Below are 20297 nucleotides of genomic sequence, written 5' to 3'. Positions count from 1 at the left end.
GTCCGTTGCATCAGCCCTGCAACCCCGGCAACTCACGCAGGTCGTCGATCACCGCCACCGCATGCGCGGTGGCCAGGTCCAGGCCACGCGGATAGCCGTAACGCACCAGTGCGATCGGCATGCCCGCATCTTCGGCGGCGCGGTAGTCGGTCAACGAATCACCCACCATCAGGCATGCGTCCACCGGCAGCCCGAAGTGCGCGGCGACGTGCCGCAGCGGTTCACCACTGGGCTTGCGCTGCGGCAGGGAGTCGCCACCCAACACCAGCGCGAACGCATCACCGATGCCCAGGTGCTGCAGCAGCGGTGGCACCAGCGCTTCGGGCTTGTTGGTGCAGATCGCCAGCGGCACGTTGCGCGCACGCAGCTGCGTCAGCGCTTCGGCCACGCCATCGAACAGGCGCGGGCTGCGCAGCAGGCACTCACGGTAGTGCACCATGAACACCGGCATCACTTCGGCCAGGTCGACTTCGCGACCGGCGGCATGCACGGCCTGCTCGACCAGGCGGCGCACACCATCTCCGATCCAGCCCAGCACCGTGGCTTCCGGCACGCGTGCCACACCGATGTCCTCCAGCGTGCGGTTCAGTGCTTCGGCGATATCGGCGGCGCTGTCGACCAGCGTGCCATCAAGGTCGAACACGACCAGCGGATAGGGATACGACAAGGGACGGCACCTGCATGACGTGGGGCCGTCCATTGTACGCCGCTGGTTTTTGCGCCGATCCGCCTCAGCCGATCCGGCGCGCGCGGGTCGCCAGGAAGGTGGGCAGATAGCGATCGATCAGGAAGCGCGGCTGCGGCTGCCAGTCTTCCATGAAGCGATCGATGATGAAGCCGGCATCGAGCTGACCACCGATCAGTTCGGTCAGGCTGTGGCCGAAGGTCAGCGCGTCACCCCGTGCCAGCTTCGCCTCGCGCTCGGCCGGCGCCAGGTCTTCCAGGTCCGAATAGGGAATGGCGTACTGTGGCCGGATCAGGCCTTGTGCATCCAGCTGCGGATCGCGCGCGCCAACGAACAGCACCGGGTTGTAGAAGCTGGCCATCAGCATGCCATCGCGTGCCAGCACGCGGCGGCACTCGGTCCACACCGGGCGCACATCAGGCACGTACAGGTTCGAGATCGGGTGGAACACCACATCGAAACTGTCGTTGGCAAACACGTGCAGATCGCGCATGTCGCCCTGCACGGTGCGCAGCTGCAGGCCATCGCGCGCGGCGACCCTGCGGTCCTGTTCCAGCTGCCCGTCGGAGAGATCGAACACGGTGACGTCAGCGCCCGCAGCGGCCAGCACCGGTGCCTGCTGGCCACCGCCCGAGGCCAGGCACAGGATGCGACGGCCGCGCACATCACCCATCCAGTCCAGTGGCAACGCGCGGGGCGTCAGGTGCACCTGCCAGCGGCCTTCGCGCGCGGCGGCAATCGTTGAACTTTCCACCGGGCGCGACCATTCGCGCACTTCGCTGGCCTGGCGGTCCCAGGCAGCACGGTTGTGGTCGATCAAGGCCTGTCCATGGTTCATGTGTTCTCCTTGCCCGGTGGGCGCCAATCCAGATCCTGGAAGGCCGGGCTGGCGAAGCACTCGGCCAGGAAGTCCAGGAATCGCCGCATGATAGCGGGCTGCTGGCGCCGTGACGCGTACACGGCATGAATGCCGAGTTCGTCCAGGCTGAATTCGGGCAGCAGTTCGATCAGTTCGCCACTGCGCAGCAGCGGCGCCACCTGGTAGGTCGGCAGCATGGCGATGCCGGCACCGGCGCGCACCGCCTCCAGCAGCAGCGAGGCCTCGTTGGCACTGATGTTGCCACCCACCGCCACCGACAGCGAACGCCCATCGCGGTGCAGCTGCCACAGGCTCTTGCCGACGTAGTGGTGGGTCAGGCAGTTGTGCGCGGCCAGGTGCTCGGGGGCGGTCGGTGTGCCACGTGCCTGCAGGTAGGATGGCGTCGCGCACAGCACCGAGCGGCAGGTGGCCAGCCGCCGTGCGATCAGGCTGGGATCGATCTGGCGCGCGATGCGCACGGCCAGGTCCACCCGCTCCTCCACCAGGTTCACCGTGCGGTCGACCAGCAGCAGCTCGATGCGCGCCGCCGGATGGCGCGCGACGAAGCCGGCCACCGCCCGCGCCAGGTGGCTCTGCCCGAATGAGACGCTGGCGGTCACCCGCAGCGTACCGTGCGGCTCGGGATCATCACTGGCCAGCTCGCCCTGCAGTTCTTCGCCGATCGCCAGCATCTGCCGGAAGCGCGCCAGCGCTGCCTCGCCGGGGCCGGTCAGGCTGACCCGGCGCGTGGTCCGGTGCAGCAGGCGTGCGCCCAGCCAGCTCTCGACCTCGGCCAGGTAGCGGCTGACCATCGCCCGCGACATGTCCAGCACCTCGGCGGCGGCGGTGAGGCTGCCGCGCTCGGCCACCTCGACGAACACGGTCATGGCGGTCAATCGGTCCATATGCTCGATCCATGCAACAAACAAGCGCGTTATACGCTGTTTTTCGAGCAACTGCAGCAGCCTAGAGTGGCCCCATTCCCACCCCACACCGCCCCACGGAGTCATGCCATGAAAATCGCCCTCGTTGGTTCCACCGGCAACATCGGCCGCCAGATCGCCCGCCACGCGCTGGCCCGCGGCCACGAACTCACTGTCATCGTGCGCAGCGCGCAGGACCTCCCGGCCGAGCTGGCCGGTGCCCATCCCGTGATCGCCTCGCTGGATGACCAGGACGCGCTGGTTGCCGCCATCACCGGCCACGACGTGCTGGCCAGTGCCTACGGCCCGCGCCCGGGCGATGACATCGGCCGCGTCGGCGAGGTCGCCGCGCAGCTGGCCGCCGCCGCACGCAAGGCCGGTGTACCGCGCCTGGTGGTGGTCGGTGGCGCCGGCAGCCTCGAAGTCGCACCCGGCGTGCAGCTGGTCGATACCCCCACCTTCCCGGACGCCTACAAGCCGTACGCACTGGCACACCGTGAGGCGTTCAACCGCCTGCAGGCGGTGGATGACCTGGACTGGACCTTCTTCTCGCCGGCCGCCGAAATCGGCCCGGGTGAACAGCGCGGCCAGTACCGCGTGCAGGCCAAGGCCTTCCTCGCTGATGCCAGCGGCCACAGCCGCATCAGCTACGCCGACTACGGCGCGGCGTTCGTCGCCGAGCTGGAAGCGCACCAGTACCCGAAGCAGATCATCACTGCGGCGTACTGATGCCAGGCCGCCGGGCATGGCCCGGCGCTACCCACCTGTGAGCCAGGCCCACGCCCGGCTCGCCGTCCGCCACAAGGAATGCCCCATGCGTACCGCTGCCCTGCTGCTCCCCCTCGCCCTGGCCGCCAGCTTCACCAGTGCGCCACTGCTCGCCGCGCCGGCCGCCGCAGCGCCGGCCACGGCCACGAAATCCCAGCTGCACCTGCAGACCTTCCATCCCGGCCCGCAGGCGATGTTCTCGGTGTCCTCGGTGCTGATCGAAGGCCGCCACGACGCGATCCTGGTCAATGCGCAGTTTGCTGCCAGCGACGCGCGCAAGCTGGTCGAGCTGATCCGCGCCAGCGGCAAGCAGCTGACCACCATCTACATCAGCCACGGTGATCCGGACTACTACTTCGGCCTGGCCACGCTGCAGGACGCGTTCCCGCAGGCGCGCATCGTCGCCACCGCGCAGACCGTCGCCCACATCCAGCAGACCCAGGCCGGCAAGCTGGCCTACTGGGGGCCGAAGATGGGTGCCGACGTGCCGGCGCGCATCGTGGTGCCGCAGGTGCTGGACGGCGATGCCCTGCAACTGGAAGGCCAGCGCCTGCCGCTGATCGGCCTCGATGGCCCGACCCCGGACCGCACGGTGCTATGGGTGCCGTCGCTGCGCGCGATCGTCGGTGGTATTCCGGTGGTAGCCGGTGAGCACGTGTGGATGGCCGATACGCAGACGCCGAAGTCACATGCCGACTGGCTGCAGACCCTGCAGCGGCTGCAGGCACTGAAGCCGAAGGTGGTGGTGCCGGGGCACTACGCGCCGGGCGCGGCGCTGGATGCCAGTGCGCTGCGCTTCACCGCGGACTACATCCGTGCGTTCGATGTTGAGGCGGCAAAGGCGAAGGACAGTGCGGCACTGGTGAAGGCGATGCAGGCGCGCTACCCGAAGCTGGCGGGCGTGGCGTCGCTGGAGTTGAGTGCGAAGGTGGCCAAGGGCGAGATGCAGTGGCCATGAGGTAGGGAGTTTTCTTTTGCAGGGCTGCGCCCTGCACCTGCTCAATGCAACGGCAACAGCCGAAGCAACAGCAACAGCTGGCTATCCGTGGGATGGCGAGGTGGGTCCGGTTGCGGGGGACGCTGCAAGTACGTCCATGTAAGCTCGGTCGCGCCATCCATGGCGCTCACGCCCCCGCAACCGGACCCACCCCGCCTTCGACAGTTCTCTGCGATCTGCCTGGATGGCATGTCTCCGCAACCTGTCTGGATGGCATGACCTGCTCTTGGTAGGTGTCGACCTTGGTCGACACGAAGATCAGCTACGTGGGGACTCGTTCGGCCCGTGCTCGAACAGTTCCCCCTGCACCACCGGCTCCTTTTCGCGGAAGCCACCGAGTCCGACACCCACCAGCCGGTAGCGGGTCTCCGCCGGCAGGTCGACGCGGGCGCGCAGGGCCAGGGCGATGTCGCGCAGTTCTTCCATCGATTCCGGCGGGCGCTCCGGGGTGAAGCTGCGGGTGAGGATGCGGAACTGCGCGGTCTTCAGTTTCAGCACCACGGTGTGGCCGACGCGTTCGGTCTTGCGCGTGGCATTCCAGGTCTTCTCTGCCAACTGCACGATTGCCTCCCCCAGGTCTTCCAGCGGCAGATCCTCGGCGAAGGTGTCTTCGGAGGAAATCGACTGCACCTGCTGGTCCGGCTTCACCGGCCGCTCGTCGATGCCGCGTGCGCGGTTGTACAGGCTGCGGCCGAAACTGCCGAACGCCTCTTCCAGGTCGATCAGTGCCCACTGCCGCAGGTCGCCGCAGGTGACGATGCCGCGCGCGGCCAGCTTGCCTTCCATCACCTTGCCGACGCCGGGCACGCGGTTCACCGGCAGCGGCAGCAGGAACGCGTCCACCCGCTGCGGCGGAATCACGAACTGGCCATCGGGCTTGCGCCAGTCCGAAGCGATCTTGGCCAGGAACTTGTTCGGCGCGATCCCGGCTGAAGCGGTCAGGTTCGTCTCCTCGCGGATCTGCGCACGGATGGTGCGCGCGATGTCGGTGGCCAGTTCGATGCCACTCTTCGGCTCGGTCACGTCCAGGTAGGCCTCGTCCAGCGACAGCGGCTCGACCAGGTCGGTATGGCGCAGGAAGATCGCGCGTACCTGCTGTGACACCGCCTTGTAACGTGCGAAGTCCGGCGGCACGAAGATCGCGTCCGGGCATAGGCGCTCGGCACGCACGGCAGGCATCGCCGAACGCACGCCGAACACGCGCGCCTCGTACGAGGCCGCGCACACCACCGAGCGCGCGCCGCGCCATGCCACAACCACCGGCTTGCCGCGCAGTGACGGATCGTCGCGCTGCTCCACCGACGCGTAGAACGCGTCCATGTCGACGTGGATGATCTTGCGCAGTCGGGTCATGTCAGGCGGAAAGGGCGGGGGCGTGCCGAACGGGCCACACGCCGAAGTATGGTCGTTGCACATCAACAGGATGCGCGTATTCCATTGAAAACACTACGGTTGCGTACGGTTGAAATGTTTGATCGGCGCAGTTTCCACGGGCATCCTCGAGCGCTTGTTTCCCTGTTTCCCCGCTTCCAGGATTGTGCTTCATGACCCGTCTCCACGCGTTCAACCGCGAACAGCTGCTGGCCAGCGCACGCGGTGAACTGTTCGGCACCGCCGCCGGCCGTTTGCCCAACGATCCGATGCTGATGTTCGACCGCATCACCGACATCCGCGAGGACGGCGGACCGCATGGCAAGGGCATGGTACGCGCCGAACTGGATATCCGCCCGGACCTGTGGTTCTTCGGCTGCCACTTCATCGGCGACCCGGTGATGCCCGGCTGCCTCGGCCTGGACGCCATGTGGCAGCTGACCGGCTTCTTCCTGACCTGGCTGGGCGCCCCCGGCAAGGGCCGCGCACTGGGCTGCGGCGAGGTGAAGTTCACCGGCCAGGTACTGCCGGAGGCCAAGCTGGTGCGCTACGAGATCGACATCAGCCGTGTCATCAACCGCAAGCTGGTGATGGCCCAGTCGGACGCCCGCATGTACGTGGATGACCGCGAAATCTACAGCGCGCGCGACCTGCGCGTCGGCCTGTTCACTGAAACCGGGAGCTTCTGATGCGTCGCGTCGTCATCACCGGCATGGGCATCACGTCCTGCCTCGGCAATGATCTGGATACCGTTTCGGCTGCGCTGCGCGAAGGGCGCTCGGGCATCACCGCCCTGGCCGACCACGCCGAAGCGGGCCTGCGCAGCCAGGTCGGCGGTCGCGTCGACCTCGACCTGGAGGCGCTGATCGACCGCAAGCAGAAGCGCTTCATGAGCGATGCGGCAGCCTTCGCCTACCTGTCCATGCGCGATGCGATCGCCGATGCCGGGCTCAGCCCCGAGCAGGTCAGCAACCTGCGCACGGGCCTGATCGCCGGTTCCGGCGGCGGCTCCAGCGAATGGCAGATCGGCGCAGTCGACCTGCTGCGCGAACGTGGTGTGCGCAAGGTCGGCCCGTACATGGTGCCGCGCACGATGTGCTCGACGGTCTCGGCCTGCCTGGCCACCGCCTACCAGATCAAGGGCGTCAGCTATTCGCTGTCGGCCGCCTGCGCGACGTCGGCGCACTGCATCGGCGCCGCCGCGGACATGATCCGCCATGGCGCGCAGGACATCATGTTCGCCGGTGGCGGTGAAGACCTGCACTGGTCGATGAGCGTGATGTTCGATGCGATGGGTGCGCTGTCGACCAGCTTCAACGAGACCCCGGCCAGCGCCTCGCGTCCGTACGACAAGGACCGCGACGGCTTCGTCATCGCCGGTGGCGGCGGCATGCTGGTGCTGGAGGACTACGACCACGCCGTTGCGCGCGGTGCGCGCATCCATGCCGAGCTGATCGGCTATGGCGTGACGTCCGATGGCGCCGACATGGTCGCGCCGTCCGGTGAAGGCGCGGTGCGCTGCATGAAGATGGCGCTGCAGGGCGTCGATCGTCCGCTGGACTACCTCAACACCCACGGCACTTCCACGCCGCTGGGCGACGTCACCGAGCTCAACGCGATCCGCGAAGTGTTCGGCGATGCGGTGCCGCCGCTGTCCTCGACCAAGGCGCTGTCCGGCCATTCGCTGGGGGCGGCCAGCGTGCACGAGGCCATCTACTGCCTGCTGATGATGCGCGATGGCTTCGTTGCCGGTTCGGCCAACATCGGCGAACTGGACCCGAAGGTGGAAAGCTTCCCGATCCTGCGCGAGAGCCGCGAGCAGAAGCTGGATACCGTGATGTCCAACAGCTTCGGTTTCGGTGGCACCAACGCTGCGCTGGTGTTCGGCCGGGTGTGATGGGAAGGCGTGCCGACCAACGGTCGGCACCTACCAGGGCGTTTGGGCGTGCCAACCAAGGTTGGCACCTACCGGGGCATTGGGTGTGCCGACCCACGGTCGGGCGCCCACCGTTACCTCGGCAGCAGCGGCAGCAGCAGCGCGTGCGCGTCCACCAGCGAGCCGACGATGCGGTGGCCCAGCGCGCGCAGCTCTTCATCCGGATGCACCAGGTCCGGCACCTGGATCACGGTCATGCCTGCCGCCAGCGCTGCACGCGTGCCGGCCGGTGAGTCTTCCAGCGCCAGGCAGCGCTCGGGCACCTGGCCCAGCCGCTGCGCGGCCAGCAGGTAGATATCCGGCGCCGGCTTCGGCCGCGCCACATCACCACTGGTGATCACGGCATCGAAATACGGCAGCAGGCCGGCAGCGGCCAGCTTGCGGTTGGCCCGCGGCTGCCGCGTGGTGGTTGCCACCGCGCGCGGTACCGCGTGCGCTTTCAGCAGCTCCAGCAGCTCCAGAATGCCCGGACGCAGCGGCAGGCCGGTCTGTGTGCGTGCTTCGTACAGCTCATGGCAGCGTGCGGCCACCGCTTCGATCACGCTGTCCTCGATACCCTGCGCACGCAGCAGCGCGTGCGTGTCACGGTCACCGAGGCCGACCATGCGCAGGAACACGGTCTCGTCCAGGCCCAGCCCGAATTCGTCGGCCGCCTCGCTCCAGCAGGCCAGCGAGACCCGCTCGCTGTCGATCATCAGGCCGTCCATGTCAAAGATGACGGCGTCGGGCAGGAACGGCAGCGCAGCGATGGTGGTCATGGAGCGAACAGCGTATCCAGATCGGTGGAGGTGAGCTGCCGCCATTGCCCCTCGTCCAGTCCCTGCAGGTCCAGCCCGCCGACACGGCTGCGGTGCAGGGCCTGCACGTGGTTGCCGGTGGCGGCGAACATGCGGCGTACCTGATGGTAGCGGCCTTCATGCAGCACCAGGCGTGCGCGGCGCGCATCCAGCACTTCCAGTTCAGCCGGCAGCAGGGGGGTCTTCTCGGACTCCAGCATCAGCGTACCGCTGGCGAACAACGCCACTTCGTCGCCGCGCAGGTCGTCGCTCAGTTCCACTTCGTAGACCTTGGGCAGCTTCGACTTCGGCGAGATGATCCGGTGCAGCAGGCCGCCATCGTCGGTCAGCAGCAGCAGGCCGCTGGTCTCGCGGTCGAGGCGGCCCACGGTGGACAGCACCGGATCGCGGTCGCGGAAGCGCGGCGGCAGCAGGTCGTAGATCAGGCGGCCGGTGTCCTTGGTCGAACAGGTGTAGCCGGCCGGCTTGTGCAGCGCGATCGACAGCCCCACCGGCGGGTCCAGCGGCTCGCCGTCGACCCGGATCGCCTCGTGCGGCACCTGGTCGTCGGCATACAGTACCTCGCCGTCGGCGTCGGTGACGCGGCCTTCGCGGAACATCCACTGCACCTGCTTGCGGCTGCCATAGCCCAGGTTGGCGATAAGCTTGACCAGCTTCACTTGCCCTTCCCCTTCACCGCTTCCACCAGCTTGAAGCCATCACGCTCGGCGATCACGCGCACCGCGCCAAAGCTCTCGTTGAGCGTGTACTCGTACGGCAGGTGGCGGTTGGCCACCACGTACAGGCGTCCGCCCGGGCGCAGCGCCTGCGCGGCCACGGCGATGAAGCGCTGGCCGATGTCCGGGCGATCGGCGCGCGAGGGCGTGTGGAACGGCGGGTTGCTGATGATGACGTCGTAGCCCGGCTCGATGCCGGCGGTGACGTCCTGCCACAGGAAGCGCAGCGGCAGCGCGCGCGGCGGCGGCGCCAGGTTCAGTTCGGCAAGGGCCAGCGCACGCTGCTCGGCTTCGTACAGATCCAGCGCGGTGATCTTCGGGCAGCGCTCCAGCAGCTCGCGCGACAGATAGCCATAGCCCGCGCCGAGGTCGGCGGCACGCCCGGCCAGGTCGGCCGGCAGGTGCTCGGCCAACAGCGCCGACGCCGGGTCGATGCGATCCCAGGCGAACACGCCCGGGCGGCTGAGGAAACGGCCGCCGACGATCGGCCGCACCGCATCCAGTGCCGACCAGCGCTTGGCCAGGTCGGCGTCGTGCTGGCCCTGCATCGGGGCGGTCCAGTACACGCGACAGTGGTTCTTGGTCAGGCTGCCGCCGAGGCCGGTCAGTTGCTTGAGGTCGCCCTCGCCCGAACGTGCGCCTTCGTTGTTGGACTGGCAGGCGACGATGCGGCCGCCGTCGGCGACCAGCGCCAGCGCGCGCGCGAACAGGGCACGGGCCTCCTCGCGCTGGCGCGGCGGCAGCACCAGCACCAGCGGGTAGCGGCCCTTGCCGGCCACATCATCCAGCTGGCCGCTGACGGTCCAGCCGGCGGCCTGCTGCAGCGGCTGCGCGAACGGGGCAAAGCTCTGCTCGCAATGCACTTCGCGGTTGCCGGCCACTTCGCGCAGCGGCCAGCCGTCGCGGGCACGCAGGAAGGCCACCGGGCCCTCCGGCCAGCGCAGGGCGCCTTGGGAGAACGGCAGGAACAGGGTCTGCAGGGGGGCGTCGTCGCTGGAGGCCATCGGCGCGGGTACTTCAAGCGTGAGGGCCGTCCATTGTACCGGCTTGGCCGGGCCGGCCCCGGCGGCCGCTTTGCGAAACCCGAACGGGGCCTTGATCTGCCAGCAACATTGAAACGTTCAGGGTAGAGGCTCCCCCCGGAAACCCAGGAGAACCTGCATGCGAGCCTTGTTCGTCGGTGGCGTGGTCGACAACAGTGAAATGGACCTGGAAGGCAGCCATCCGCCCGTGCATTACCCCGAGGACACCGGCGGTGGCCACTCGCGCTACCGGCTGCACCAGGTCGGCCATGGTGCCGACGGAAGCGTGGCCTATGCGGTGTACGGCGCACCGGACCTGGCCGACGACGAGGTGGCGAGGGTGGCGGAAGAACGCGCCTATGCGCGCCGGTTCGAGGCGACGCCTACGTTGTTCGAGCATTGATCCCAACAGCCACGCATGGCGTGGCTCTACTGCAACCTCTGGAAAATCCACGCTGTGCGTGGACGGCATGAGGCCTGGCCGATGACGAGGTCACGCACATCCATGCGTGGCCCTTTCCAGTAGATCCACGCCATGCGTGGATGGGGTTGGCAGGTTGCCGTCAGACCCTGGGCGGCAACCTGCGGATGCTGGCGATCTCGTCCAGCCACACATGGTGCTGCTGCACCGGCGTGTCGTAGTCATCCAGGCGCAGCTGGCCGTTGCTGCCTTCGTCGCCGGCCTCGTTGCGGTACTGCTGCACTGTCGGTTTCACGGCGACGGTGCCGAGCAGGCGGCGACCATCGTGCAGGGTCAGTTCCACCTGCGTTTCGCCTTCCAGCTGCGGCAGCAGGGCTTCCAGGCGCGCAATCTGCGTCGGATCGGTGTGGATGCGGGGAGCTGTACGGGACATCGGCGACCTCCTGCGTACAGGGTCGCCGATCGGCCGTGAATGCTCAGTGCAGCGCGCTGTCCGCGCGTGGCACCTGCACTTTGCGTACCGCAGCCACCAGCTGCGCCACCGAGTACGGCTTGGCCACGTGTTCCTGGAAGCCCGACGCCAGCGCCCGGCGCCGGTCATCGGCACGTGCCAGCGCGGTCACGGCAACCGCCGGCAGGGTCATCGCATCCACGCCCATGTCCTCGCGCAGCGTGCGCACCAGGCCATAGCCATCCATGCCCGGCATGCCGATGTCGGTCAGCATCACGTGGTACTGCAGGTGCCCGGTATCGGCCAGCAGCGCCAGCGCTTCACCGGCCGAGCTGGCTGCCGACACGCTTGCGCCCTGCTCTTCCAGCATGCGCCGCAGGTACTCCAGCACTTCCGGCTGGTCTTCCACCGCCAGCACGTGCATGCCACGCAGCGGATACGGCTCGACGATCACCGGCTCCAGGATCGGTCCGCTGATCACTTCGCGCAGCGGCCGCCGTTCGGCATCGGGAATGTGCTGCGGCAAGCGCACGGTGAAGGTGGCGCCGTGGCCATGGCCCTCGCTGGCAGCGGTGACGGTACCGCCATGCAGTTCAACCAGCTGCTGCACGATGGCCAGGCCCAGGCCGAGGCCGCCATGGCGTCGGGTGGTGGTGCCATCGGCCTGGCGGAAGCGGCTGAACAGATGATTGAGGAATTCGGGCGCGATGCCGTCGCCGGTGTCGCGCACGGTGATCACCCAGTGGTTGCCGTCGGCCTGCAGCTGCAGATCGATGCGGCCTTCGGCCGGGGTGAACTTGATCGCATTCGACAGCAGGTTCCACAACACCTGCTGCAGGCGCGTGGCATCGCCCAGCACCAGGCTGGGCTGCTCCGGCAGCTGCAGGCTCACGTCCAGCGCCTTGCCTTCGGCGACCAGCTCCTGCGCGCCGATGGCTTCGCCCAGCAGGTCGCGCAGATCCAGTATCTCCACCTCCAGCTGCACCTTGCCCAGCAGCATGCTGCTGAGGTCGAGCATGTCCGAGATCAGCCGCTTCTGCGCACCGGCGCTGTTGGCGATCACGTTCAGGCCCTTGTACAGCGGGCTGGTGTTGTCCACGCGCTGCAGCAGCAGTTCGCTCCAACCGAGGATGGTGGTCAGTGGCGTACGCAGTTCATGCGACAGCGTGGCCAGGAACTCGTCCTTCAGCCGCGCCATGTTCTCCGCGGCGCTGCGCGCGGCACGCTCGGACTGCAGCAGCTCCTCACGGGCCAGTTCGATCTCGCGGCGTTCGGTCACGTCCGGGCTGCTGCCGGCCAGGCCGATGAAGCGGCCCATCCGCGAGAAGCGCGGACGCGCGTTCATCTCCAACCAACGCCAGTCGCCATCGGCGCGTCGGGCCCGCACCAGCGCATGCATCGACCGCTGTGCCTTCAGCGCTTCCTGCAGTTCGTACTCGAACACCGACGCATCGTCCGGGTGCACCAGGCCACGCCAGACGTCTTCCGGCACGCGCGTCTCGTCGCCGCCGAAGAACTCACTGAAAGCGCTGTTGACGAAACGGGCATGGCCGCGCTCGTCGAGCACCCACACCGGCATCGGCAGACCGTCGGCCAGCGCACTGAAGCGGGCTTCGCTTTCGCCCAGCTCCACTTCCATCTGCTTGCGCGCGGTGATGTCGAAGAACAGGATGCCGACCTTGTCCTCACCCGGGCGGCCCACGCGCACCGCATCCACCGCGAACGAGCGGCCCAGCGCACGCGCTTCCATCTCGAACTGTGCCGGCCGGCCACTGCGGGCAACTTCGCCGTAGATACGGAACCAGTCTTCCTCGTGGCCCGGTTCCAGCGCCGTCATGCGCTGGCCACGCGCATCCTTCAGGCCGGTGTGGCGCTCGAAGGCGTCGTTGACCTCGATGAAACGATAGTCGACCGCACGATCGCCCTCGAACAGCACCTGGATCACGCAGAAACCGGCGTTGATGCGCTCAAGCACGCCATGATGCAGGTCGGGTTCGGGCGCCGGCACCATCATCGGTGGGCGCTCCACGAGGGGCGGCAGTGTGGACAAGGGCGTCAGTGCAGGCCAGGTTGGAGGCACAGCATCTTCCAAAGGGCGTATTCACAGCGTCAAGCGCCGTCAGTCATGGTTGACGACGATGAATTGGCGGCAACCACTCTTGCGCATGACGCAATCTGCCATTGCGGCGGCCCGGCCGCAGGATCACACTCGATCTGTGATCAACATCGTTCCCATCGCGGGGACGCAGGAGACCGTCATGAAACGCTCACTCGCGATTGCCCTGCTGGCAGGCGCCCTGGTGGCGGGCGGCGCCAACGCTGCACCGCGCACCGTGACCGATGCGGACGCGCCACGTGCGTTGCAGGCCGATGGCCCGGTCAGCGTGAAATGGGAGGACCCGGCCAAATTCACCGAGATCCGCCAGAGCACCAACCGCTTCGAGGCCGAGCGTGGCGACTGGGTACAGCAGCTGGCACGCTACCTGCAGACCACCGCCGCCAAGCCGCTGCAGCCTGGGCAGACCCTCGATGTGACCCTGGTCGACATCAAGCGCGCCGGTGACTACGAGCCGTGGCATGGCCCGCGTGGCCGCGACATCCGGATCATGCGTGACATCTACCCGCCGCGGATCAGCCTGCAGTACACGTTGAAGGACGCCAGCGGCCGTATCGTCAGCGAGGGCGATGCGCGCCTCAGCGATACCGGCTACCTGCACAACCTGGGGCTGAAGAGCGACAGTGATCCGCTGCGCTACGAGAAGCGCCTGATCGATGACTGGGTGAAGCGGCAGCTGGCCAGCCAAGCCACCGCCGCGCGATGATCCGGGGCGGCGCGACTCACCGGTAGGTGTCGACCTTGGTCGACACGCATTCAAAGCGCCGACCAAGGTCGGCCGCTACCAGAACCGCGCCCGGCGGCCACTGCGTGTTAGGCCCGTCGGTAGGTGTCGACCTTGGTCGACACGCATTCACAGCGCCGACCAAGGTCGGCCGCTACCAGAGCCGTGCACGGCCAGCGTTCGGTCAGTCCTGATAGACCTTCGCCACGCGCTTGACCGCGCAGGGCAGCTGGTACGCACTCACGCCGCAGCGCGGCGCCAGTTCGGACAGCGTCGGTGCACTGCCCCACAGTTCCACCACGCTGCCGATGCCGGCCTGCGCGTGCGCGGTCAGGTCCACGGTCAGCATGTCCATCGACACGCGCCCGATCAGGGCACCGGGCTGACCATCGATCAGCACCGGGGTGCCATTCGGGGCGAACTGCGGATAACCGTCGGCATAGCCGAGCGCGACCACGCCCACGCGGGTGCGTGCCTTGGCCACGAAGCGCGCGCCATAGCCCACCGGTTCACCGGCCTCGATCCAGCGCTCGGCGATCACCTTCGACTGCATCGTCATCACCGGGCGCAGGCGCTCGGTCAGCGCGGTGTTGTCCGGCAGCGGGTTGGCGCCGTACAGCATCAGGCCCGGGCGCACCCAGTCGCTGCGCACATCCGGCCAGCCCAGCAGCGCCGGCGAGTTGCACACACTGGTCTCGCCATCGAGGCCGTCGATGGCCCGCGCGAACGTCGCGGCCTGCTCGTGGGTGCGTTCGCTGTCCAACTCGTCGGCGCGTGCCAGGTGGGTCATCAGCACGATGCGTTCGACCTGCGGCAGCGCCAACAGGCGTGCATGCGCCGCGCGGAAGCTGTCCACGTCCAGGCCGAGGCGATGCATGCCGCTGTCCAGCTTCAGCCACACCGTTAACGGACGCGGACTGTCGAAGGCAGCGACGGCTTCCAGTTGCCACGGCGAACCGACGGCGAACCAGAAATCATGCTCGGCCACCAGCGCCATGTCGCTGGGCTCGAAGATGCCTTCCAGCAGCAGGATCGGCGCACGGATGCCGGCCTGGCGCAGTTCCAGCGCCTCTTCGATGGTGGCCACGCCGAAACCATCGGCCTCGCCTTCCAGTGCCTGCGCACAGCGCACTGCGCCGTGGCCATAGGCATCGGCCTTGATGATCGCCAGGGCCTTGCCACCGCCCAGTTCACGGGCGAGCCGGTAGTTGCTGCGCAGGGCGCCCAGATCGATCAGCGCGCGGGCAGGACGCATGTGCGGTTCTCTTGTTGCGGCGCGTGACCGTACTGGCCGTAGCGGAAAATATCCAGGCCTTCGGTGCTGATCTGCGGCTGGCGCGCGCTCATCAGGTCGGCCAGGTAGCGGCCCGAGCCGCAGGCCATGGTCCAGCCCAGCGTGCCGTGGCCGGTGTTGAGGTACAGGTTGCGGAATGGCGTGGCGCCGATCACCGGCGTACCGTCCGGCGTGGCCGGGCGCAGGCCGGTCCAGAACTGCGCGCGCGACAGGTCGCCGCCCTTCGGGTAGAGATCGCTGACCACCAGCTCCAGGGTCTCGCGACGGCGCTGCGACAGCGACAGGTCGAAGCCGGCCACTTCGGCCATGCCACCGACGCGGATGCGGTCGTCGAAGCGGGTCACCGCCACCTTGTAGCTCTCATCGAGGATGGTCGAGGTCGGCGCCATCGCCGGGTCGGTGATCGGCAGCGTCAGCGAGTAGCCCTTCAGCGGATACACCGGCAGGCGCATGCCCAGCGATGCGACCAGCGCCGGCGAATAGCTGCCGAGCGCGACCACGAAGCGGTCGGCGGTTTCCAGCTTGCCATCGATGCGTACGCCGGTGATGCGGTCGCCATCGAACTCCAGGCCGGTGATGTCCTGGTCGAAACGGAACTCGACACCGGCATCCACGCACATCTGCGCCAGGCGGCGGGTGAACAGCTGGCAGTCGCCGGTCTGGTCACGCGGCAGGCGCAGCGCGCCGACCAGGCCGTCGACATGGGCCAGGGCCGGTTCGGCCTGGATGATGCCGGCGCGGTCCAGTACCTCGTACGGCACGCCGTACTGGGCCAGGATCTCGATGTCCTGCGCCGAGGCATCCAGCTGCTGCTGGGTGCGGAACAGCTGGGTGGTGCCCAGATCGCGGCCTTCGAACTCGATGCCGATCTGCGCGCGCAGCTCGTTCAGGCAGTCGCGGCTGTACTCGGACATGCGCACCATGCGCGCCTTGTTGATCGCGTAGCGCTCGTGGGTGCAGTTGCGCAGCATCTGCCACAGCCAGCGGTACTGGGCCAGGTCCATACCCGGCTTGATCGCCAGCGGCGCATGCTTCTCGAACAGCCAACCGATGGCCTTCTTCGGCACGCCCGGGGCGGCCCATGGCGAGGTGTAGCCGAACGACAGCTGGCCGGCATTGGCGAAGCTGGTTTCCAGCGCCGGGCCGGGTTGGCGGTCGATGACCGTGACTTCAAACCCGGCCTGTCGCAGGTACCAGGCACTGGTGGTGCCGATCACGCCGCTGCCGAGAACTAGGACTCGCATGGGACTTCTCCAACCCGATCATTCCCTGCACTGGAGCGTGCCGGGACCATAATTGGGGAAGTATAGACAGCCATTCCCAGTTGATTTGCCTGATTTGCAATCAAACGGCAGGATGTTCTCCTGCAATTCATTCCCCAAGGTTGACGGCCATGGCCACCCGTACCCGCGAACTGGACAAGATCGACCGCAAGATCCTGCGCATCCTGCAGGCCGAGGGCCGTATCTCCTTCACCGAACTGGGCGAGCGGGTCGGCCTGTCCACCACCCCATGCACCGAGCGCGTGCGCCGGCTCGAGCGCGAAGGGGTGATCACCGGTTACCACGCCCACCTCGACCCGGCGGCGGTGAAAGCCAGCCTGCTGGTGTTCGTGGAGATCAGCCTGGCCTACAAGTCCGGCGACATCTTCGAGGAGTTCCGGCGCGCCGCCCTGAAGCTGCCCAACGTGCTGGAGTGCCATCTGGTCTCGGGCGACTTCGATTACCTGCTGAAGGCGCGGATCAGCGAAATGGCCTCCTACCGCAAGCTGCTCGGCAGCACCTTGCTGACACTGCCGCATGTACGAGAGTCGAAGAGCTACATCGTGATGGAAGAAGTGAAGGAAACGCTGAGCCTGCCGATTCCGGATTGAGTCCGGAACGGTAGTGGGGCCAGATCCCGTGCAGCGGGCTCTGACCCCCGGGTCCGTCAGCGCTGCTGCGGATGCTTCTGCGAGCGCTGTTCCTGCTGCTTGCCGCCCTTGTGCGGCTGCTGCGGGTCCATCTGTTGCTGTTGCTGCTGTTGCTGCAGGTTGCGGCCCTGCGGTTCCTTGCCGGGATGACGGTTCTGCTGGTTTTTCATGATCGCGATCCAGTGGACGAAGGACATGCGGCGGCGGAATGCCGGCGCACGGTCACGTTGGTCCCGGAACGGTTAATCGCAGGCGAAAAAGCAGTGATCTGCAGCAGGTTGTTTTCGTGCGTTCAGGCCGGACAGCGTGCGGTAGCTGCCAACCTTGGCTGGCACCCGAGATCAGCGCTTGATCTGCTGGCCATCGCCGGCCGGCACGCTGTCGTAATAGCGGCCGGTACGCGAATCGAACACGCGGTTCGGACCGGCCGGCCGCACCCCGGGGACGATGCGGCCATTGCTGTCGTACACCTTGTCGGCCGGCTTCGGCGCCCGGGGGCGCGATCTGGGCGGGGCCGGTGGACCTGATCGGCTGCGCCGGCTGCGGCGACGGCAGGACCTGCGGCTGCGGGCGAGCGGCCTGCGGCGGCGGCATCACCGGCTGCGGTGCCACGGTGGTGGCACTGCGGGTGGCGGTCGGGCTCGACGACGTCGGTACCTGGGCCTGCGCGACCAGGGGCAACAGGGCCATCAACAGCAGGGAAAGGGTCGGTTTCATGTCACGCTCCGGCGTGGATCACATTTACCTTGCGCCTGCACCTGTGTGCCGGCCATGAACGGCCATCACACTTGCAAGCGCGCGCCGGCACCCCCACGTTTTCCGCCATCCCCAGGCCATCAACCCCACGGAGCGCCGCCATGACTGCCTTCGACCTGACGCCCCCCACCGCCACCCAGACCGAGGCACTGATCGCTGGCCTCAGCAGTGAAGAGCGCCGCGTGCTGCTGCAGCACGGTACCGAGGCGCCGTTCTGCGGCGTGTTCCTCGACAACAAGCGCGAGGGCGTTTACTGCTGCCGGCTGTGCGCGCTGCCGCTGTTCCGCTCCAGCACCAAGTTCGATTCCGGCACCGGTTGGCCGAGCTTCTTCGCCCCGTTCGACCCGGCGCACGTGCGCGAGATCCGCGATACCAGCCACGGCATGGTCCGCACCGAGATCACCTGCGCGCGCTGCGGCAGCCACCTGGGTCACGTTTTCCCGGACGGCCCGCCGCCCACCTACGAGCGCCACTGCCTGAACTCCGTCTCACTTTCGTTCACCGGTAATGGCGAGCCCTGGCCCGACCCGTTGCAGCGTGGCGGCGCCGAAAGCGGCGTGGCGGGCTGAAACACCCCGCTGACCGATTTCACAGAATTCCCTCTTCAGAAATCCGGGCGACGGGCCGACAAGGAGATATCCCCTCTCCTTGCGTCGCCCCATGCTCATCATCGTTGGATTCCTGGTCGTCATCGTCAGCGTGATCGGGGGCTATCTCGGCGCCCACGGCCGCCTGGGTGCCCTCTGGCAGCCCTACGAGCTGGTCATCATCGGCGGCGCCGCGCTCGGCGCCTTCCTGGTCGGCACCCCGGCCAAGACGGTCAAGCAGACCCTGCAGGCCATGGTCGGCGTGTTCAAGGGCCCGCGCTACAAGCAGCAGGACTACATCGATGTGCTCAGCCTGCTCTACGAACTGCTCAACAAGGCCCGCCGCGAAGGCTTCATGGCGCTGGAAGACCACGTCGAGCGCCCGGCCGAAAGCGCGCTGTTCGGCAACTACCCCAAGGTGCAGGCCGACCACCACCTGATCGACTTCATCACCGACTGCCTGCGCCTGATGATCGGCAGCAACATCGAGCCACACGAGCTGGAGCCGCTGCTGGAACTGGAGCTGGAAAAGCACCACGCCGAGGCCATGGCGCCGTCGCAGGTGCTGACCAAGGTCGCCGACGGACTGCCCGGTTTCGGCATCGTCGCGGCGGTGCTCGGCATCGTCATCACCATGGGTTCGATCGGCGGGGATATCGTCGAGGTCGGCGGCCATGTGGCCGGCGCGCTGGTCGGTACCTTCCTGGGCATCCTGCTGGGCTATGGCTTCGTCGGCCCGATGGCAGCCGCCATGGAAGCGCGCGCCGAGCAGGACAGCCGCATCTACGAATCGGTGAAGACCGCGCTGCTGGCCTGCCTGCGTGGCTACAACCCGAAGATCGCGCTGGAATTCGCCCGCAAGACGCTGCCGTCGAACGTGCGCCCGGCCTTCTCCGATTTCGAGCAGCACCTGAAGACGGTCAAGTAAGCCATGGCCGAGACCAAGCCCACCGTCATCGTCCGCCGGGTCAAGAAGGCCGGCCACGCCGCCCATCATGGCGGTTCGTGGAAGGTGGCCTATGCCGACTTCGTGACCGCGATGATGGCGTTCTTCCTGGTGTTGTGGCTGATGGCCACCACCAACAAGAACGACCGTGCGGCCATTTCCGAGTACTTCCGCAACCCCAGCCCGCTGAGCGGGCAGAACGCCACGCCGGCGCCCGGCATGGCCGGCCCGGGTGGCGCCAGCACCTCGATGATCAAGCTCGGTGGTGCCACCGACATCTCGCGGGGCAGCAGCAACGATCCCTTCCAGAACCAGAAGGAAGCCGTGCCGCAGCCGGTGGACCAGCAGCAGCGCGACAAGCAGCAGCTGGAAGCGCTGATGAAGGAACTGCAGGAAGCGATCAGCAAGAGCCAGGCACTGGAGCCGTTCAAGGACCAGCTGCTGCTGGATCTGACTCCGGAAGGCCTGCGCATCCAGATCGTGGACAAGCAGAACCGGCCGATGTTCGACCTCGGCAGCGCCACGCTGAAGCCGTACACGCAGCAGATCCTGCACGAGCTGGCCAATTACCTGAACCACGTGCCGAACCGGATCAGCCTGACCGGCCACACCGACATCACCGCCTATTCGGCCGCGCGCGGCTACGGCAACTGGGAACTAAGCGCCGATCGTGCCAACGCCGCACGGCGCGCACTGGTGGACGGCGGCCTGGAGGACAGCAAGATCACCCGCGTGGTCGGCCTGTCTTCGTCGGTGCTGTTCGACAAGGCCGACCCGCAGAACCCGATCAACCGCCGCATCAGCATCGTGGTGATGACCCAGGCCGCCGAAGCAGCCGCCCTGGCCGGTGCCGGCCCGCAGGTGGGGCTGTCGGCCCCCGCCGCCGACCCGGACGTGCAGGCCGCGCAGGGGCCGGCAAAGTAAACGGTAGGTGCGGACCTTGGTCCGCACATCCGGGAAAAGCGTGCGGACCAGGGTCCGCACCCACCAGGGGCATGACCCGGCGCACCCGCTAC

22 protein-coding genes and 1 pseudogene are annotated in these 20297 nt (G+C 67.6%); 10 read left to right on the top strand and 13 right to left on the bottom strand.

All coding sequences use genetic code 11. The annotated features are described in order from the left end of the window. Nucleotides 1-10 precede the first annotated feature (10 nt). The 3 genes from gph to ACZK13_RS02325 form a co-directional block, all read right to left on the bottom strand. The gene (gene gph, locus ACZK13_RS02335; RefSeq protein WP_180837560.1) at nt 11-667 is read right to left on the bottom strand and encodes a phosphoglycolate phosphatase; all 657 of its coding nucleotides are present in this window, start codon (nt 665-667) and stop codon (nt 11-13) included. 64 nt (nt 668-731) lie between these two features. After that, nucleotides 732-1523, bottom strand: a complete 792-nt coding sequence (locus ACZK13_RS02330) for a class I SAM-dependent methyltransferase (protein WP_032128731.1) — start codon at nt 1521-1523, stop codon at nt 732-734. After that, nucleotides 1520-2449, bottom strand: a complete 930-nt coding sequence (locus ACZK13_RS02325) for a LysR family transcriptional regulator (RefSeq protein WP_164080451.1) — start codon at nt 2447-2449, stop codon at nt 1520-1522. The genes ACZK13_RS02330 and ACZK13_RS02325 overlap by 4 nt, the downstream gene beginning before the upstream one ends. 108 nt (nt 2450-2557) lie before the next feature. Between ACZK13_RS02325 and ACZK13_RS02320 the strand changes: the two genes are divergently transcribed. Further along, entirely contained in the window at nt 2558-3196 is a 639-nt protein-coding gene (locus tag ACZK13_RS02320; protein WP_125892457.1) for an NAD(P)-dependent oxidoreductase, read from the top strand. 85 nt (nt 3197-3281) lie between these two features. Beyond that, complete coding sequence (locus ACZK13_RS02315) at nt 3282-4193, top strand: MBL fold metallo-hydrolase (protein ID WP_125892454.1); 912 nt, start codon at nt 3282-3284, stop codon at nt 4191-4193. Nucleotides 4194-4490: 297 nt separating this feature from the next. Here the strand turns inward: ACZK13_RS02315 and dinB are convergent, their stop codons facing one another. Further along, nucleotides 4491-5585: a DNA polymerase IV gene (dinB, locus tag ACZK13_RS02310; protein WP_180837558.1), complete on the bottom strand. Its 1095-nt coding sequence runs from the start codon at nt 5583-5585 to the stop codon at nt 4491-4493. 191 nt (nt 5586-5776) lie between these two features. Between dinB and fabA the strand changes: the two genes are divergently transcribed. Both fabA and fabB read left to right on the top strand, forming a co-directional pair. Beyond that, nucleotides 5777-6292 (top strand): 3-hydroxyacyl-[acyl-carrier-protein] dehydratase FabA, encoded by a 516-nt coding sequence (gene fabA, locus ACZK13_RS02305; protein WP_005407930.1) that lies wholly within the window; start codon nt 5777-5779, stop codon nt 6290-6292. Then, nucleotides 6292-7500, top strand: a complete 1209-nt coding sequence (gene fabB, locus ACZK13_RS02300) for a beta-ketoacyl-ACP synthase I (RefSeq protein WP_049408278.1) — start codon at nt 6292-6294, stop codon at nt 7498-7500. The genes fabA and fabB overlap by 1 nt, the downstream gene beginning before the upstream one ends. Nucleotides 7501-7613: 113 nt before the next feature. Here fabB and ACZK13_RS02295 read toward each other — a convergent pair whose 3' ends face one another. Genes ACZK13_RS02295 through ACZK13_RS02285 form a run of 3 tightly spaced genes read right to left on the bottom strand, consistent with a single transcriptional unit; the run spans nt 7614 to nt 10056 of the window. Beyond that, nucleotides 7614-8297: an HAD family hydrolase gene (locus ACZK13_RS02295; protein ID WP_049398344.1), complete on the bottom strand. Its 684-nt coding sequence runs from the start codon at nt 8295-8297 to the stop codon at nt 7614-7616. Continuing rightward, the gene (locus ACZK13_RS02290; protein ID WP_005407927.1) at nt 8294-8995 is read right to left on the bottom strand and encodes a pseudouridine synthase; all 702 of its coding nucleotides are present in this window, start codon (nt 8993-8995) and stop codon (nt 8294-8296) included. Before ACZK13_RS02290 ends, ACZK13_RS02295 begins: the two co-directional genes overlap by 4 nt. Next, nucleotides 8992-10056 (bottom strand): class I SAM-dependent methyltransferase, encoded by a 1065-nt coding sequence (locus ACZK13_RS02285; protein ID WP_032128737.1) that lies wholly within the window; start codon nt 10054-10056, stop codon nt 8992-8994. Before ACZK13_RS02285 ends, ACZK13_RS02290 begins: the two co-directional genes overlap by 4 nt. A gap of 157 nt (nt 10057-10213) precedes the next feature. Between ACZK13_RS02285 and ACZK13_RS02280 the strand changes: the two genes are divergently transcribed. After that, the gene (locus ACZK13_RS02280; RefSeq protein ID WP_005407925.1) at nt 10214-10477 is read left to right on the top strand and encodes a hypothetical protein; all 264 of its coding nucleotides are present in this window, start codon (nt 10214-10216) and stop codon (nt 10475-10477) included. A gap of 160 nt (nt 10478-10637) precedes the next feature. Here ACZK13_RS02280 and ACZK13_RS02275 read toward each other — a convergent pair whose 3' ends face one another. Together ACZK13_RS02275 and ACZK13_RS02270 are read right to left on the bottom strand one after the other, a co-directional pair. Further along, nucleotides 10638-10928, bottom strand: a complete 291-nt coding sequence (locus tag ACZK13_RS02275) for a DUF3247 family protein (RefSeq protein ID WP_180837557.1) — start codon at nt 10926-10928, stop codon at nt 10638-10640. A 43-nt stretch (nt 10929-10971) separates the two neighbouring features. After that, complete coding sequence (locus ACZK13_RS02270; protein WP_049424820.1) at nt 10972-12960, bottom strand: hybrid sensor histidine kinase/response regulator; 1989 nt, start codon at nt 12958-12960, stop codon at nt 10972-10974. Nucleotides 12961-13204: 244 nt separating this feature from the next. Here ACZK13_RS02270 and ACZK13_RS02265 point away from each other — a divergent pair, with 244 nt between their 5' ends. After that, a complete protein-coding gene (locus tag ACZK13_RS02265; protein ID WP_010484117.1) occupies nt 13205-13768 on the top strand; it encodes a DUF3016 domain-containing protein in 564 nt (187 codons plus the stop codon). Nucleotides 13769-13970: 202 nt separating this feature from the next. Here the strand turns inward: ACZK13_RS02265 and alr are convergent, their stop codons facing one another. Together alr and ACZK13_RS02255 are read right to left on the bottom strand one after the other, a co-directional pair. Then, the gene (gene alr, locus ACZK13_RS02260; RefSeq protein WP_253143387.1) at nt 13971-15041 is read right to left on the bottom strand and encodes an alanine racemase; all 1071 of its coding nucleotides are present in this window, start codon (nt 15039-15041) and stop codon (nt 13971-13973) included. Further along, the gene (locus ACZK13_RS02255) at nt 15020-16324 is read right to left on the bottom strand and encodes a D-amino acid dehydrogenase (RefSeq protein ID WP_032128742.1); all 1305 of its coding nucleotides are present in this window, start codon (nt 16322-16324) and stop codon (nt 15020-15022) included. Before ACZK13_RS02255 ends, alr begins: the two co-directional genes overlap by 22 nt. Before the next feature lie 149 nt (nt 16325-16473). Between ACZK13_RS02255 and ACZK13_RS02250 the strand changes: the two genes are divergently transcribed. Next, the gene (locus ACZK13_RS02250; RefSeq protein ID WP_005407919.1) at nt 16474-16953 is read left to right on the top strand and encodes a winged helix-turn-helix transcriptional regulator; all 480 of its coding nucleotides are present in this window, start codon (nt 16474-16476) and stop codon (nt 16951-16953) included. 56 nt (nt 16954-17009) lie between these two features. On the opposite strand, the gene ACZK13_RS02245 is transcribed toward ACZK13_RS02250, so the two are convergent. Next, nucleotides 17010-17189: a lana protein gene (locus ACZK13_RS02245; protein WP_253143386.1), complete on the bottom strand. Its 180-nt coding sequence runs from the start codon at nt 17187-17189 to the stop codon at nt 17010-17012. 144 nt (nt 17190-17333) lie between these two features. Beyond that, nucleotides 17334-17709 (bottom strand): annotated as a pseudogene (locus tag ACZK13_RS02240) (classical arabinogalactan protein 4). A 140-nt stretch (nt 17710-17849) separates the two neighbouring features. Between ACZK13_RS02240 and msrB the strand changes: the two are divergent. The 3 genes from msrB to motB all read left to right on the top strand — a co-directional run bounded on the left by msrB (nt 17850) and on the right by motB (nt 20205). Further along, nucleotides 17850-18317 carry a peptide-methionine (R)-S-oxide reductase MsrB gene (msrB, locus tag ACZK13_RS02235; RefSeq protein ID WP_005415117.1) on the top strand — a complete coding sequence of 156 codons (468 nt, stop codon included), beginning with the start codon at nt 17850-17852 and terminating at the stop codon, nt 18315-18317. Nucleotides 18318-18408: 91 nt separating this feature from the next. Continuing rightward, nucleotides 18409-19263 (top strand): flagellar motor stator protein MotA, encoded by an 855-nt coding sequence (gene motA / locus ACZK13_RS02230; RefSeq protein WP_032128746.1) that lies wholly within the window; start codon nt 18409-18411, stop codon nt 19261-19263. A gap of 3 nt (nt 19264-19266) precedes the next feature. Then, nucleotides 19267-20205: a flagellar motor protein MotB gene (motB, locus tag ACZK13_RS02225; protein WP_049398339.1), complete on the top strand. Its 939-nt coding sequence runs from the start codon at nt 19267-19269 to the stop codon at nt 20203-20205. The last annotated feature ends 92 nt before the right edge of the window (nt 20206-20297 follow it).

Source organism: Stenotrophomonas sp. 99219_Sma, from assembly GCF_056480785.1.
Note: the sequence above shows the minus strand (reverse complement) of the source record. Positions and strands in the feature narration are given on the sequence as shown.

Excerpts from the sequence above, each read along its gene's own strand:
- ACZK13_RS02280 (WP_005407925.1), top strand. The coding sequence starts at position 10,214 with ATGCGAGCCTTGTTCGTCGGTGGCGTGGTCGACAACAGTGAAATGGAC.
- ACZK13_RS02325 (WP_164080451.1), bottom strand. The coding sequence starts at position 2,449 with ATGGACCGATTGACCGCCATGACCGTGTTCGTCGAGGTGGCCGAGCGC.
- ACZK13_RS02245 (WP_253143386.1), bottom strand. The coding sequence starts at position 17,189 with ATGTCCTTCGTCCACTGGATCGCGATCATGAAAAACCAGCAGAACCGT.
- ACZK13_RS02250 (WP_005407919.1), top strand. The coding sequence starts at position 16,474 with ATGGCCACCCGTACCCGCGAACTGGACAAGATCGACCGCAAGATCCTG.
- ACZK13_RS02315 (WP_125892454.1), top strand. The coding sequence starts at position 3,282 with ATGCGTACCGCTGCCCTGCTGCTCCCCCTCGCCCTGGCCGCCAGCTTC.
- ACZK13_RS02255 (WP_032128742.1), bottom strand. The coding sequence starts at position 16,324 with ATGCGAGTCCTAGTTCTCGGCAGCGGCGTGATCGGCACCACCAGTGCC.
- ACZK13_RS02295 (WP_049398344.1), bottom strand. The coding sequence starts at position 8,297 with ATGACCACCATCGCTGCGCTGCCGTTCCTGCCCGACGCCGTCATCTTT.
- ACZK13_RS02320 (WP_125892457.1), top strand. The coding sequence starts at position 2,558 with ATGAAAATCGCCCTCGTTGGTTCCACCGGCAACATCGGCCGCCAGATC.
- ACZK13_RS02265 (WP_010484117.1), top strand. The coding sequence starts at position 13,205 with ATGAAACGCTCACTCGCGATTGCCCTGCTGGCAGGCGCCCTGGTGGCG.
- motB (WP_049398339.1), top strand. The coding sequence starts at position 19,267 with ATGGCCGAGACCAAGCCCACCGTCATCGTCCGCCGGGTCAAGAAGGCC.
- ACZK13_RS02285 (WP_032128737.1), bottom strand. The coding sequence starts at position 10,056 with ATGGCCTCCAGCGACGACGCCCCCCTGCAGACCCTGTTCCTGCCGTTC.
- ACZK13_RS02275 (WP_180837557.1), bottom strand. The coding sequence starts at position 10,928 with ATGTCCCGTACAGCTCCCCGCATCCACACCGATCCGACGCAGATTGCG.
- msrB (WP_005415117.1), top strand. The coding sequence starts at position 17,850 with ATGACTGCCTTCGACCTGACGCCCCCCACCGCCACCCAGACCGAGGCA.
- motA (WP_032128746.1), top strand. The coding sequence starts at position 18,409 with ATGCTCATCATCGTTGGATTCCTGGTCGTCATCGTCAGCGTGATCGGG.
- ACZK13_RS02330 (WP_032128731.1), bottom strand. The coding sequence starts at position 1,523 with ATGAACCATGGACAGGCCTTGATCGACCACAACCGTGCTGCCTGGGAC.
- fabA (WP_005407930.1), top strand. The coding sequence starts at position 5,777 with ATGACCCGTCTCCACGCGTTCAACCGCGAACAGCTGCTGGCCAGCGCA.
- alr (WP_253143387.1), bottom strand. The coding sequence starts at position 15,041 with ATGCGTCCTGCCCGCGCGCTGATCGATCTGGGCGCCCTGCGCAGCAAC.
- dinB (WP_180837558.1), bottom strand. The coding sequence starts at position 5,585 with ATGACCCGACTGCGCAAGATCATCCACGTCGACATGGACGCGTTCTAC.
- ACZK13_RS02270 (WP_049424820.1), bottom strand. The coding sequence starts at position 12,960 with ATGATGGTGCCGGCGCCCGAACCCGACCTGCATCATGGCGTGCTTGAG.
- fabB (WP_049408278.1), top strand. The coding sequence starts at position 6,292 with ATGCGTCGCGTCGTCATCACCGGCATGGGCATCACGTCCTGCCTCGGC.